Annotated in this window: 14 protein-coding genes; 10 read left to right on the forward strand and 4 right to left on the reverse strand. The window is 71.8% G+C overall.

What is annotated here, in order from left to right; genetic code table 11:
* Positions 1-176: 176 nt before the first annotated feature.
* The 5 genes from P2L57_RS21405 (at position 177) to P2L57_RS21425 (ending at position 6,410) form a co-directional block, all read left to right on the forward strand.
* Entirely contained in the window at positions 177-896 is a 720-nt protein-coding gene (locus tag P2L57_RS21405; RefSeq protein WP_275816945.1) for a methyltransferase domain-containing protein, read from the forward strand.
* Positions 897-1,025: 129 nt separating this feature from the next.
* On the forward strand, positions 1,026-1,868 hold the full coding sequence (locus tag P2L57_RS21410; RefSeq protein WP_275816947.1) for a M55 family metallopeptidase: 843 nt from the start codon (positions 1,026-1,028) through the stop codon (positions 1,866-1,868).
* A complete protein-coding gene (locus P2L57_RS21415; RefSeq protein WP_275816949.1) occupies positions 1,861-3,228 on the forward strand; it encodes a M20/M25/M40 family metallo-hydrolase in 1,368 nt (455 codons plus the stop codon). The genes P2L57_RS21410 and P2L57_RS21415 overlap by 8 nt, the downstream gene beginning before the upstream one ends.
* 12 nt (positions 3,229-3,240) lie before the next feature.
* Entirely contained in the window at positions 3,241-5,235 is a 1,995-nt protein-coding gene (locus tag P2L57_RS21420) for a prolyl oligopeptidase family serine peptidase (protein WP_275816951.1), read from the forward strand.
* Positions 5,236-5,360: 125 nt separating this feature from the next.
* Positions 5,361-6,410 carry an NAD-dependent epimerase/dehydratase family protein gene (locus tag P2L57_RS21425; protein ID WP_275816953.1) on the forward strand — a complete coding sequence of 350 codons (1,050 nt, stop codon included), beginning with the start codon at positions 5,361-5,363 and terminating at the stop codon, positions 6,408-6,410.
* A gap of 189 nt (positions 6,411-6,599) precedes the next feature.
* Here the strand turns inward: P2L57_RS21425 and P2L57_RS21430 are convergent, their stop codons facing one another.
* Together P2L57_RS21430 and P2L57_RS21435 are read right to left on the reverse strand one after the other, a co-directional pair.
* Positions 6,600-7,721 carry a sensor histidine kinase gene (locus P2L57_RS21430; RefSeq protein ID WP_275816956.1) on the reverse strand — a complete coding sequence of 374 codons (1,122 nt, stop codon included), beginning with the start codon at positions 7,719-7,721 and terminating at the stop codon, positions 6,600-6,602.
* Positions 7,714-8,589: a response regulator transcription factor gene (locus tag P2L57_RS21435; protein WP_275816958.1), complete on the reverse strand. Its 876-nt coding sequence runs from the start codon at positions 8,587-8,589 to the stop codon at positions 7,714-7,716. Before P2L57_RS21435 ends, P2L57_RS21430 begins: the two co-directional genes overlap by 8 nt.
* Before the next feature lie 123 nt (positions 8,590-8,712).
* Here P2L57_RS21435 and P2L57_RS21440 point away from each other — a divergent pair, with 123 nt between their 5' ends.
* From P2L57_RS21440 to P2L57_RS21460, 5 genes are read left to right on the forward strand one after another with little or no spacing between them, the layout of a single operon-like run.
* On the forward strand, positions 8,713-9,417 hold the full coding sequence (locus tag P2L57_RS21440; protein ID WP_275816960.1) for a glycosyltransferase family 2 protein: 705 nt from the start codon (positions 8,713-8,715) through the stop codon (positions 9,415-9,417).
* The gene (locus P2L57_RS21445; RefSeq protein ID WP_275816962.1) at positions 9,414-10,079 is read left to right on the forward strand and encodes a TIGR04282 family arsenosugar biosynthesis glycosyltransferase; all 666 of its coding nucleotides are present in this window, start codon (positions 9,414-9,416) and stop codon (positions 10,077-10,079) included. The genes P2L57_RS21440 and P2L57_RS21445 overlap by 4 nt, the downstream gene beginning before the upstream one ends.
* Positions 10,076-10,789, forward strand: a complete 714-nt coding sequence (locus P2L57_RS21450) for a class I SAM-dependent methyltransferase (protein ID WP_275816965.1) — start codon at positions 10,076-10,078, stop codon at positions 10,787-10,789. Before P2L57_RS21445 ends, P2L57_RS21450 begins: the two co-directional genes overlap by 4 nt.
* A 10-nt stretch (positions 10,790-10,799) precedes the next feature.
* On the forward strand, positions 10,800-11,588 hold the full coding sequence (locus P2L57_RS21455) for a helix-turn-helix transcriptional regulator (protein WP_275816967.1): 789 nt from the start codon (positions 10,800-10,802) through the stop codon (positions 11,586-11,588).
* Positions 11,589-11,605: 17 nt separating this feature from the next.
* Positions 11,606-12,028, forward strand: coding sequence for a nuclear transport factor 2 family protein (locus tag P2L57_RS21460; protein WP_275816969.1), 423 nt, complete (start codon positions 11,606-11,608; stop codon positions 12,026-12,028).
* Here P2L57_RS21460 and P2L57_RS21465 read toward each other — a convergent pair.
* Positions 11,996-12,430 carry a hypothetical protein gene (locus tag P2L57_RS21465; RefSeq protein ID WP_275816971.1) on the reverse strand — a complete coding sequence of 145 codons (435 nt, stop codon included), beginning with the start codon at positions 12,428-12,430 and terminating at the stop codon, positions 11,996-11,998. The genes P2L57_RS21460 and P2L57_RS21465 overlap by 33 nt on opposite strands.
* Complete coding sequence (locus P2L57_RS21470; RefSeq protein ID WP_275816973.1) at positions 12,430-13,596, reverse strand: molybdopterin-dependent oxidoreductase; 1,167 nt, start codon at positions 13,594-13,596, stop codon at positions 12,430-12,432. Before P2L57_RS21470 ends, P2L57_RS21465 begins: the two co-directional genes overlap by 1 nt.
* Positions 13,597-13,649: the final 53 nt, after the last annotated feature.

Raw genomic sequence — 13,649 nt, forward strand, 5'->3', positions numbered from 1 at the left:
CACGCGGCCTCGCCCTGGCCGTACGGCCGCATCGGCTCCGCAGATCCTGCACCGTGGCGGAGGACGGCCGTGCGGCCGCGACCGCAACGGCAGGGAGTCCCGCGGACCATGGATCACCGCACGCCGCCCCAGCGGGAGCAGCTCACTGTCCGTCCGTCGGATCCCCGTGAGTTCATATGGGCGTATCGAGCGGCTATTTGGAGGCGTGGGAGGGCTTCTGGCGGGACACCCCCGTCATTCCGGGAGCGGCGATCTGGGACTGCGATTCCGCGCTGAGCGCCGAGCCGCATCTGGAACTGCTCTCTCCGTACCTCGACGCGGCTCCACTCCCGGCAGTGGACCTCGGCTGCGGCAGTGGCACCCAGACCCGCTACCTCGCGAAGCACTTCGGACGCGCGTACGGCGTTGACTTCGCGGCGGCCGAGGTCGACTACGCATGTCGGGCCGATCCCGACGGCATGGCGGAATTCCGGCAGTTGGACGCCTCCGACACGGCAGCCGTCGAGCGGCTGCACGCCGAATTGGGCACCGCGAACGTGCACATGCGCGGGGTGATCCATCAGTGCGAGGCGGCGGCGCGCCCGGCGGTCGCCGAGGCCGTGGCGAAGCTGACCGGTGAGCGGGGACGGGCGTTCGTCGTAGGGCTGTTGTCGGCGGCGAAGACGGTGCTGAGGGAGATCGCCGAGGGCGGGCCGCCGCCGAAGCTGGCCAGCGTCTTCTCGCACGGGCTGACGCCGGGCGAGGTCGATGACGCCGTCGTACCCGAACTGCTGTGCGGCGCCGGGCTTTCGGTGCTTGCGCAGGGGCGGATCGAGTTGGTGATGACGGAGTACCGCCCGGACGGTTCGCGCATCGATCTTCCTGCGCAATGGCTGGTTGTAGGTCGCGGAGAGTGATGTCATGCCATCGAGTCTCCGGCGGCTGAAGCATTGCCGCCAGGCCTGTGGATAACTACAGAGGTCTAGACCTCTGTAGTTATCCACGGGCCTGGTGCGTGGTGCCGGGCGACGCGTACCGTCCGAGCCATGAGAATTCTGATCTCCGCGGACATGGAAGGCGCCACCGGCGTCACCTGGCCCGCCGACGTGCTGCCGGGCACCGAGCAGTGGCAGCGGTGCCGCCACATGTTCACCTCCGATGTGAACGCGGCGATCGCCGGTTTCTATGACGGCGGCGCCGACGAGGTCCTCGTCAACGAGGCCCACTGGACCATGCGCAATCTCCTTCTCGAGCAACTCGACGAGCGGGCTCAGATGCTCACGGGGCGTCACAAGGACCTGTCGATGGTCGAGGGCGTGCAGTACGACGGCCACCAAAGACCCGACGGCATCGCGTTCGTCGGCTACCACACCGGCGCGGGCACCGAGGGAGTCCTGGCACACACCTACCTCGCCAACTCCATCACCGGAGTGTGGGTGAACGGCCAACCGGCCAGCGAGGGACGGCTCAACGCGCTGGTCGTCGCCGAATACGGGGTACCCGTCGTCCTGGTCACCGGCGACGACCGCACCGCCCTCGACGCACACACCTACGCGCCGGACGCCTACACCGTCGGAGTGAAGGATTACGTGTCGCGGTACGCCGCTGTGTGCCGGCCACCGGCGCGCACCGCGGCGGACATCAGAGCGGCGGCCAAACAGGCGACGGCGCTGGCGGTGCGGCACGAGCCGGTGCAGGACGGTCCGTTCACCGTGGAGGTGGAGTTCGACGCCGCGCACCTGGTCGGGGCCGCGTCCGTCGTGCCGTCGGTCGAACGGTGTGGCGAGCGACGTGTCCGGTACACCGCGGCGACCATGTACGAAGGCATCAGATGCTTCAAGGCCGTGACCACACTCGTCTCGGCGGCGGTGGAGGAGCAGTATGGCTGAGACAACGCTCGCGAGCGTGGTGGAGACGGCCCAGGACGACGCGGTCTCCCTCGACGAAGTGGTCCGCTTCACCTCGGACCTGATCAGAATCGACACCACCAACCGCGGCGGCGGCGACTGCACCGAACGGCCCGCCGCCGAATACGTCGCCGAGAAGCTGGCCGACGCGGGCATCGAACCCCGGGTCCTGGAATCCGCGCCTGGCCGGACCAACGTGGTGGCCCGCATCGAAGGCACGGACCCCGGCGCCGAGGCGCTACTGGTCCACGGCCACCTGGACGTGGTGCCCGCGGAGCCCGCCGACTGGACCGTACACCCGTTCTCCGGCGAGGTCCTGGACGACGTCGTCTGGGGCCGTGGCGCCATCGACATGAAGAACACGGACGCGATGGTGCTCGCCACGGTCCGGGCCTGGGCGCGCCAAGGACGCCGGCCACGACGAGACATCGTGCTCGCCTTCACCGCTGACGAAGAGGACAGCGCCGCCTACGGCGCCGACTACCTCACGCGGCAGCACGCCGATCTCTTCGACGGGTGCACCGAAGGCATCGGCGAATGCGGCGCGTTCACCTTCCACGGTGCGGGCGACCTGAGGATCTACCCGGTCGCGGCGGGGGAGCGCGGCACCGCGTGGATCAAGCTCACCGCGAACGGCACGGCCGGGCACGGCTCCAAAGCCAATCCGAACAACGCCGTCAGCACACTGTCCGCGGCCGTCGCCCGCATCGGCGACCACCAATGGCCGCTACGGCTCACCCCCACCGTACGGGCGGCACTGGTCGAACTCGCCGCTCTGCACGGCCTTGACACCGATCTCGACACCACATCGCCCGGCGACCTCGCGCACCACGTGGAGGAGTTGCTGTCCGAACTCGGCCCGGCCGCCGGCCTTGTGGAGTCGACACTGCGCAACAGCGCCAACCCGACCATGATGTCGGCCGGTTACAAGGTCAATGTGATCCCGGGCAGTGCGACGGCTTATGTGGACGGCCGGACAGTGCCCGGTGGCGAGGAGGAGTTCACCCACACCCTGGACCGGCTCACCGGTGACGCGGTGGAATGGGAGTTCTATCACCGGCAGGTGCCACTGGAGGCACCGGTGGACTCACCGACATTCGCCGCGATGCGTGAGGCGCTGCTGCACTTCGACCCGGGTGCGTATGTGGTGCCGTACTGCATGACCGGTGGCACGGACGCCAAGCAGTTCTCCCGACTCGGCATCACCGGCTACGGATTCTCGCCCCTCAAGCTACCGCCCGGCTTCGACTACGGGGCGCTCTTCCACGGCGTTGACGAACGGGTACCCGTGGAGGCCCTGCGCTTCGGTGTCCGTGTCCTCGACCGCTTCCTGAGCCGTTAGGAGATGCCAGACATGACGGTCCGCACCGCCCCGTACGGCACCTGGGAATCACCGATCGACGCGATGACGGCCGCATCCCACGACGGCCGACCCGAGTTCGTCGGCATCGTCGGCGACGAGCTGTGGTGGACCGCGCCGCGCCCCGCCGAGGACGGGCGCCGCACGCTGATGCGCCGACGCGTGGACGGCACCGAGGGGTCCGTGCTGCCCGCCCCGTGGAACGTCCGCAGCCGCGTCATGGAGTACGGCGGTCTCCCCTGGGCCGGAGCCGACCGCGGGCCGCACGGCCAGGGCCCGTTGATCGTCTTCGTGCACTTCGCGGACCAGCGGCTGTTCTGCTACGAGCCCGATGTGGTCGGGAGCCGGCCGCGCCCCCTGACACCGGCCTCGCCGGTCGGTGGTGGGCTGCGCTGGGCGGATCCGCAGGTGCATCCCGAGCGCGGTGAAGTCTGGTGCGTGCTGGAGGAGTTCACCGGGGAGCGTCCCACGGATGTCCGAAGGTGTGTGGCCGCGGTTCCGCTGGACGGGTCGGCGGCCGAGGACCGGGGTCGGATACGTGAACTCTGCGACGACACCCACCGGTTCGTCACCGGGCCCCGGCTGTCGCCGGACGGGCGGCGCGCCGCCTGGATCGCCTGGGACCACCCGCGGATGCCGTGGGACGGCACGGAGGTGCGGATCGCGGAGGTGGCCGACGGCGGGTTCTCCGGGGCGCGCACCCTCCTCGGCGGCCCCGACGAGTCGGTCGCGCAGGTCGAATGGGCGCAGGACAACACGCTGCTGGCCGCCACCGACCGCACTGGCTGGTGGAACATCCACCGGGTCGACCCGGCCACCGGCCAGGCGGTCAACCTCTGCGCTCGGCAGGAGGAGTTCGCCGGCCCGGTGTGGCGTACCGGTCAGCGATGGTTCGCCCCGCTGGACAACGGACTGATCGCCGTCATCCACGGCCGAGGAGCGCAGCGCCTCGGTGTCCTGGACGCCACCACGGGGGAACTCGCCGACGTCCCGGGAAGATGGAGCGAATGGGACGCCGCCCTCGCCGTGAGCGGCACGCGGGTTGTCGGCATCGCGGCCGGCGCCACGACCGGATACGAGATCGTCGAACTCGACACCCGCACCGGCTGCGCCCGTGCGGTCGCCGCCCAGCACATCGACGTCGTGGACCCAGGCCACCTGCCCGCCCCTGTCGAGCGCACCTTCACCGGACCGGACGGCCGGGAGATCCACGCCCATCTCTACCCGCCGCACAACCCCGGGTTCGCCGCACCGGACGGCGAACTGCCGCCGTACGTGATCTGGGTCCATGGCGGGCCCACCAGCCGGGCTCCGCTCGTACTCGACCTGGAGATCGCCTACTTCACCTCGCGGGGCATCGGCATCGCGGAGGTCAACTACGGCGGATCCACCGGATACGGGCGCGCGTACCGCAACCGGTTGCGTGAACAGTGGGGTGTGGTCGACGTCGAGGACTGCGCGGCGGTCGCCGAGGCGCTGGTCGCGGAGGGTACGGCGGATCCGGCACGGCTGGCGATCCGCGGCGGCAGCGCGGGCGGGTGGACCGCCGCCGCCGCGCTCACCGCGGGCTCCACCTTCGCATGCGGTGCGATCAGCTTTCCGGTACTGGACCTGACCGGATGGTCTGCGGGGGGTGAGACGCATGACTTCGAGTCCCAGTACCTGGAATCGCTGGTCGGCCCGATCGGCAAGGTCCCTGAGCGCTACCGGGACCGCTCTCCGGTCAGCCATGCCGATCGGATACGAGCCCCCTTCCTACTGCTGCAGGGGCTGGACGACGTCATCTGTCCGCCCGCGCAGTGCGAACGGTTCCTGGCGGCGCTCGCGGGGCGCGGCATCCCGCACGCGTACCTCACCTTCGAGGGAGAGGGACATGGATTCCGGCGCCAGGAGACCATCGTCAGCTGCCTGGAAGCCGAACTCTCCCTGTACGGACAGGCTTTCGGGTTCATACCGCCGTCCGTACCGACGCTGGAGCTGCGGGTATGACGGCAGCGGGAAGCACGGGCCCTGCGATGAGTTGAGCAGGCGAACGGAGCCGGGCGACCTTACGAATCGCTGACGTACCGGCCGCGCCGCCACCAGCGGCGCCGGACGGCCCGTACGGTCGGTCCATGCTGGTACTTGTCACCGGAGGCGCGGGCTTCATCGGCTCGCACATCGCCACCGCGCTCGCGAAGGACGGGCACGGCGTGCGCGTTCTCGACGCGCTGCTGCCCGCCGCGCACACCGTTCCGCCGGACATCGCTCCCGACGTCGACTTCGTCCGCGCCGATGTACGTGACCCGGCCGCCGTCGAGGAGGCGCTGCGCGGAGTCGACGCCGTCTGCCATCAAGCGGCGATGGTCGGACTCGGCAAGGACTTCGGCGACGCACCTGACTACGTGAGCTGCAACGACCTCGGTACGGCGGTGCTCCTGGCGGCCATGGCCCGTGGCACGGTACGCCGGTTGGTGCTGGCGGGCTCGATGGTGGTGTACGGCGAGGGACGGTACGACTGCGCGCGGCACGGTACGGTTCGGCCCGGTCCGCGCCACGTAGCCGACCTGGACGCCGGGCGATTCGAGCCGCGGTGCCCGCACTGCGGCGAACCGTTGGACCCCGGGTACGTCGACGAGGACGCCCCGGTCGATCCGCGCAACGTCTATGCGACGACGAAGCTCGCCCAAGAGCATCTGGCGGCGGCGTGGGCCCGGGCGACCGACGGCACGGCGGTGTCGCTGCGCTACCACAACGTGTACGGCCCCGGGATGCCGCGCGACACGCCTTATGCGGGGGTGGCCGCACTGTTCCGCTCCGCACTGGCGAGGGGCGAGAGCCCGCGGGTCTTCGAAGACGGCGGCCAGCGACGCGACTTCGTCCATGTACGGGATGTGGCCGCGGCGAACGTCGCCGCGTTGGGATCCGTGGCGGCGCCCGGCGTTCTGCGGGCGTACAACGTCGGCAGCGGAACACCGCACACCGTGGGGGAGATGGCCACCGCGCTCGCCGCACGGCACGGCGGCCCGGCACCCGTGGTGACGGGCGAGTACCGCCTGGGCGACGTCCGGCACATCACCGCGTCCTCGCGCCGGATCCGCGACGAACTGGGCTGGTCGGCGACGATCGGCTTCGCCGAGGGCATGGCGGAGTTCGCGAGCGCGCCCCTGCGCGGCGCGTCCTGACGGCGCGCGGGACCGCCGGTCCGGCACGTGAGGTTGGCCGGACCGCCGGTCCGCCCCGCGGGGATGCTCGCCATTGCGGCGGGAACAGGATTCCGCGGCAACGGCGAGCAACCGCGACTGCGCGGATCGGCGGTCAGGCGGCAGCCGCCACCATGACGTCTTGGGTGGCCAAGGCCCACCAGAAGGGCCCTAGTTCGGCGCTGCCGGTAGCACGACGTCGAAGCGGCAGCCGCCGGGGACATTGCGAACGGCGGCGTAGCCGTGGTGGGCTTCCACGATGCCGCGGACGATGGCGAGTCCCAGTCCGGCCCCGGCCGGAGGCGTTCTGGCACCCGTGCCGCGCCACCCGGTGTCGAAGACCCGAGACAGGTCCTCCGGCGGGATACCGCCGCAGCCGTCGGTGACCGACAGCACCACCGAGTTGGCCTCCCGGCGCGCGGCCACCGCGACCGTACCGTCGGCCGGGGTCCGGTGGATCGCGTTGACCAGCAGGTTCGCCAGAACACGGGTCATTTCGCGGCCGTCGACCTCCACCGGCACCGGTTCGACGCCGTGGCCGACCAGCCGTACACCGTGCTCGCGCGCCAGCGGGTCCGCGCCCGCGATGGCATCGCCCACCAGGTCGTACACCGAGATGCGGGACGGTGACAGCGGCAGTGCGCCCGCCTGGATGCGGGAGAGTTCGAACAGGTCGCCCACCATCGCGCTCAGCCGTTCCACCTCGGCGCGGATCTGCGCGTGGTACCGCATGGGGTCCTCGGCGATACCGTCCTCCAAGGCCTCCGCCATCGCGCGCAGCCCGGCCAGCGGGGTCCGTAGATCGTGCGAGATCCAGGCCACCAGTTCGCGCCGCGAGGCTTCCAGCGCGCGCTCGCGCTCCCGCGACGCGGCGAGTTTGGCGCTGGTGGCCGCCAGTTCTCGGCCCAGTTCGGCGAGTTCGGCGGTCGGCGCACCTTCCGGTGCCGTGAACGGGGTGAATCCGGCGCCGTCGCCCAGTGCCCGGGTGGCCGAGGTCAGCGCCCTGCTGCCCGCCACCACCCGGCGCCCCAGCAGCAGGGCCACCGTGAGGGAGACAACGGCGGCCATGGCGCAGACCAGGATGATGACCCGCAGGTCGTGCGAGGACAGGAACATCGCCCACGCCACCGACAGCGTCCCGGCCAGCATCGCGGCCACCGACACGGCGGGGACGACGGCCAGCGCCAGCGCGACCGACCGGTTGCGCAGCAGCCGTAGGGCGAACGCGCCGAGCAGGCCCGCGACGGCAGCGCCCGCCGCGGCGTACGCCGCGATCAGCAACAAGTCATGCATCAGCCACCGCCTCGCCCGCCGATCCGCCCGAGGCCGCGCTCCCACCCGCGGCCGAGGCGCCGCCCGGGGAGCCGGGCTCACCCGAGATCGCAGCCCCACCCGAGCCCGGGTATCCGCCCGCATCCGCCGCCCCGTCCGAAGCCCCCGCCGCGCCCGCGCCTTCCCCTGGCGGGTCGAACCGGTAACCGACACCCCAGACGGTGCTGATCAACTTGGGGCGGGCCGGGTCCTCCTCGACCTTTTCGCGCAGGCGGCGCACATGCACCGTCACCGTCGACAGATCGCCGAACTCCCAGCCCCACACGCGGTGCATCAGCTCCTCGCGCCCCACCACCCGGCCCGGGTGCCGCAGGAAGAAGGCGAGCAGGTCGAACTCGCGGATGGTCAGCGCGAGTTCGACACCGTCGCGGGTGGCCCGGCGGGCCGCCGGGTCGAGGGCGAGCGGGCCGGAGCGCAGCCAGGGGCCGGGCGCCGCCGGGGTTCCGGCGCGGCGCAGCACGGACTCCACGCGCAGCACCAGCTCACGCGGGCTGAACGGTTTGGTGACGTAGTCGTCCGCGCCGACCTCCAAGCCGAGGATCCGGTCGTCCTCGTCACCGCGGGCGGTCAGCATGACCACCGGTACCGGTCCCTGTTCGCGGATCCTGCGGCACACCTCAAGGCCGTCGAGGCCGGGCAGCATCAGGTCGAGCACCACCAGGTCAGGTCGTGCGGCGGCGGCGCGGGCCACGGCGGAGGGGCCGTCGGCCGCCCGGTCCACGGCGAACCCGGCACGGTCGAGGTACCCGGCGACGATCTCGGCGACGGTCGGATCGTCATCCACGACGAGGACCCGGCGGGCGGCGTTCTGAGCTGCTGCGGTGGTCACGCAACGAGTCTCGCACCGGGGCCGCCGGCATGCCGGGGCGCGTCCGCCTCCCGGGCCCGACGTCCGTGTTTCGTAAGGATCGGGAATCCGGAATGCGGACTTTGTCTTCGTAGGGTGAGGAGGGTGACCGAGAACCCCTCGCCGCCAGACGACGGCAGCCCCCTGATCGACGTTGTCCTGCCCTGCCTCGACGAGGCGGCCGCGCTGCCCTGGGTGCTGGACCGGATCCCGCGCGGTTGGCGCGCGATCGTCGTCGACAACGGTTCGACCGACGGCTCGGCGGAACTCGCCGCCTCGCTCGGCGCCCATGTGGTCCATGAGCCGGTACGCGGCTTCGGCGCCGCATGCCACGCGGGGCTGCGGGCCGCCACCGCCGAGGTCGTCTGCTTCTGCGACTGCGATGCCTCGCTCGACCCCGGACTGCTGCCGTCCGTCGCGCAGCCGGTACTGGACGGCAGCGCCGATCTCGTACTCGGTCGCCGCAGGCCGACCGTGCGCCGCGCCTGGCCGGTGCACGCGCGGCTCGCCAACCTCGAACTGGCCCGGCTGATCCGCCGCCGCACCGGTCTGCGGCTGCGCGACCTCGGCCCCATGCGCGCCGCGCGCCGTGAGCGGCTGCTCGCGCTCGACCTGTCCGACCGCCGCTCCGGCTATCCGCTGGAGATGGTGGTCCGGGCCGCCGACGCGGGCTGGCGGGTACGGGAACTGGACGTCCCGTACGCGCCGCGAGCGGGCCGTTCCAAGGTCACCGGCACCTGGCGGGGCACCTGGCATGCGGTGCATGACATGAGGGCAGTGCTGCGCCGCCCGGCAGGGGCGGCGCGATGAGTGCGACACCTCTTTCGGCGGCCGGACCGTCCGGCCCGGCGACACTGCTGGTGATCGCCAAGGAACCGGTGCCCGGCCGGGTCAAGACCCGGCTCACCCCTCCCTTCAGCCCCCAACAGGCGGCGGCGCTGGCGGAAGCCGCGCTGACGGACACCCTGGACGCGGTGCGGCGGGCGCCCGCCCGGCGGCGTGTGCTGGTGCTGGACGGCGCGCCCGGCTGCTGGCTGCCGCCGGGCTTCGAGGTGGTGCCGCAGGTGGCGGGCGGACTGGACGAGCGACTTGCCGCGGCCTTCGCCGCCTGCTCGGAAGGGCCCGCACTGCTGGTCGGTATGGACACTCCGCAGCTCAGCCCCGAACTCCTGGCCCCCGCACTGGATCCGGCGTCATGGCAGCGGTGCGACGCCTGGTTCGGCCCGGCCGCGGACGGCGGGTTCTGGGCGCTGGGACTCGCCGCGCCCAACCCCTCGTTGCTCCGTGGCGTACCGATGTCCACCAGCCGCACCGGGCAGGTGCAGCGGCAGCGTCTCGTCGATGCCGGGCTGCGGGTGTGCGACCTGCCGCCACTACGGGACGTCGACACCGCGGCGGACGCCGCCGCCGTCGCCGCCGAGGCGCCCGGCTCCCGCTTCGCCGCCCTACTCACCGGGTTCACCGCCTCATGAGCACAACAGAACTGACGACACGCCAGGAAGGCAGGCGGCAGGGCACGCAGAGCGAGCCATGGGTGGACGACCCGTACTCCCGCGCCCTGCGCAGCGGCCGCGGACCGCTCTTCCTGCGCCGGTCCGACGGCTGGCTGCTGCCGCTGGACGTGGAGCGCTGGTGCGCCGCGCCGGACGCCGCCGACACCGCGCTGCTGCGCCGATGCCGCGGCCCGGTGCTCGACATCGGCTGCGGGCCCGGGCGCCTGGTGGCGGCACTGACGGCGTACGGACACTGCGCGCTCGGTGTCGACGTCAGCCCGGCGGCCGTGGCCCGCACCCGGGGGGCGGGCGGCGCCGTACTGCACCGTTCGGTCTTCGAACGGCTGCCCGCCGAGGGCGGTTGGGCCACCGCGCTGCTCGCCGACGGCAACATCGGCATCGGCGGCGACCCGCACGCGCTGCTGCTGCGCATACGCGAACTCGTCGCCCCCGGCGGCCGGTTGCTGGTCGAGGCGGCCCCGTACGACGTGGACGAGCGCCTGACCGTACGGGTGGAGGACGCGCGTGGCCGCCACGGCAGCGACTTCCCGTGGGCCCGACTGGGCACACGCGCACTGCTCGCCGCGGCGGCCGACACCGGCTGGACCCCGGCGGAACACTGGGAGGCCGACGGCCGTCCGTTCGTCGATCTGCGCCACCGGAGGGGAGCCGGCGCGAAACCCCACTAGGGTCGTCGCCGTGAACCGTACGGACCGGCTGTACGCCCTCGTCGAAGAGCTGCGCGCCGCCTCACCCCGCCCCCGAAGCGCCCGCTGGCTCGCCGAGTGCTTCGAGGTCAGCACCCGCACCATCGAGCGCGATCTGAGCGCCCTTCAGCAGTCCGGCGTGCCGGTCTACGCGGAGCAGGGACGATCCGGAGGCTACGTCCTGGACAAGGAACGCACCCTTCCACCGCTGAACATCACCCCCGCGCAGGCCACAGCACTCGCCGTCGGCCTGCACACGCTCGACGGAACGCCGTTCGCCGCCGACGCGCGGGACGCCCTGCGCAAGGTACTCGCGGTGATGCCGGAGCGAGAGCGGGCGGCGGTGCGCGAGTACGCCGCGCGGGTGCAGCTCCTGGTGCCGCCGTCGCCGTCGCCCGAGGTGCCACTGGTGCTGCGTGAGGCGCTCTCCACCCGGCATGTGCTGCGGCTGCTCTACGCCGACGCGCGGGGCGAGACGACCGAGCGGCTGGTCGAACCCCTGGGGTTCCTCGGCGGCGAGCAGTGGTACCTGATCGCGTGGTGCCGATTGCGCGACGCCGTGCGCGGATTCCGCCTCGACCGGATCCAGGAGGCGCACCAACTCGACGAGATCGCGCCGCCGCGTCAGATCGACCTCGCCGAGCTGGACACCTTCGGCCGTGAGAAGACCCGGTTGAGCGAGATCGTCCAGCAGAAGTCGTCACCACCAGGCCGCAAACACCGACAGGACGGTGTCGCCGGAGCCCTGAAAGCTGGTACCCGACCAGCCCGACAAGCCTGACAGGAAAGGCATCCGGCATGACCACGCACACCCAGGCGACCAACCTTACCCGCGGCCACGGCATCGCCCTGTTCGACCAGTGGACGGCGATCTGGAACGGCGAACTGACGCTCGCCGCGCGGACCCTCACCCCCGGCTTCCGGATCCACTTCGGCGGCGTCAGCTCCGCCGACACCGATGCCTTCCGCGGTCCCGCCCAACTGGCGGCCTACATCGGGGAGTTCCGGGACCGGTACCCCGCTCCCGGACTGCGCTACGCCGTCGACGGGGCGCCCGTCGTGGACCCGGTCACCGGGTACGTGGTCGCCCGCTGGACGGTGGACGTCCCGGACACGGCGGGTGCCACCACCACCAAGAGCGGAATCGACATGCTCGCCGTGGCCGGCGACCGCATCGCCGAGGTGTGGTCAGTCACCGGGGCCCGCCGCTTCGCGCCGTGACGTGTGCCGCGCCCGCACTGCGGACACGGCCGCAACCACCGCGGTAGCGGCGGCCACCGCGCCCAGCGCGATGAGCCAGTTGCGTCCGTAGTCCAGTGGCAGCACGGTGGGGTTGCCCGCCGGGGTGCCGGGACCCACGAGCGCGGGCAGCGCCACCGCCGTCAGGCACCCCGCCGCGATCAGGCCGCCGCGCAGCGGACCGCGTAGCCAGCGCGGCCCGCGCAGCGCGGCCCCGATCGCCAGCACCAGCGGGACCAGCGCACCGTCGTGCAGCAGCACCGCACCGGCCAGCCACTGTGCCACATCGATCGGGTCACGCACATAGGGATCGGTGAGCAGGATCGTCAGGCCGATGCCCATGGCCGTGAGCCCGAACGCACCGACTGCCAGCCGGATCTTCATCACAGCACCTCCAGTCGCGTGACCCACTTGGTCTGCAGCACACCCGGGCGGTTCGGGGCGATGATCCGGGCCGGGAAACCGTGGTCGTACGAGAGCGGTTCGCCGTTCAGCGAGAGCGCTAGCAGCGTCAGCGGATCGCGGGCGTAGGAGGCCCCCATCTCGGACACCCCGAAGTTTCCGCCGCGCTCCAGCGACACCACCCGGACACGGGCGTGCGCGGAGGCGCCCGCGTGGTCGAGCAGGTCCCGTACCGGGACACCGGTCCAGTGCCCGTTCCTGCTCCAGCCTTCGACACAGGCGATCGGGAGGGTGGCGGTCCGCTGGGCCATTGCCCGCAGTTGAGGAAGCGACAGCTCATAGGGTCGCGGACCCGCGACGTGCAGCCGCCAGCCGGACACCGAAGACGCGGTGATGCCCGCCGCGGCGGCGGTCCGGTTGACCGGCAGGTGCTGCGGGCCGTGATCCGGTTGGCGCGCCCCCAGCAGATCGAGGTCCTTGAGCGGGCCGAGGGCCTGCCCCACCGTCGTCAGCGTCACCGCGCCCACCGCCGCGCCCACCGCGGCGACGAACGACCGCCGGTCAGGCCCGTCCGGGTCCGGCAGCGGATCGGTCGAAGAAGGCCGCGCCCGCCGCCAACTCTCCGCGATCACCGGTGCCTTGACCGCGATGTGCAGCAGCAGTGAGCCGACCGCCACCCAGGCCAGCGCGAAGTGCACCTGGCGGAACGGGAACGGCCACGGGTACCACTGCACCGTGTCCAGCAGTCCGGTGAACAGCTCCAGCAGCACACTCGCGACCAGCACCGCGATCGACAGCCGCTCCAGCGCGTGCAGTACCGACCTCACCGGCGGCCATTCGAACAGCCGTGGATACACCGTCCACAACTTCGCCAGCAACAGCGGAATGGCGGCGATCCCGCTCGCCACGTGCAATCCCTGAGTGACCCGGTACCCCCATGCCGGACGGCTCGGCAGCACGTCCACAGCCCAACTCGGCGGCTGCTGAAGGTAGTGGCTGAACACCCCGGTCACAAAGCAGGTCAAGATGGCGGCGCCCAGCACCCGTCCGACCACCGTCGCGGTACGCGCGTCGTGCAACCGCCCCTTGAAGGCGGGCAGCGGTGGTCGGAACGAGGGAAGCGGGGACCGGAATCGGATCGCTCTCATGCTTCCATCCCACAGCCTCAAAGCCGATCACGGCGGCTTTCACTCCTTACGGA

Origin of the sequence: Streptantibioticus ferralitis (genome assembly GCF_029223525.1) — a bacterium.
Taxonomy (GTDB): domain Bacteria; phylum Actinomycetota; class Actinomycetes; order Streptomycetales; family Streptomycetaceae; genus Streptantibioticus_A; species Streptantibioticus_A ferralitis.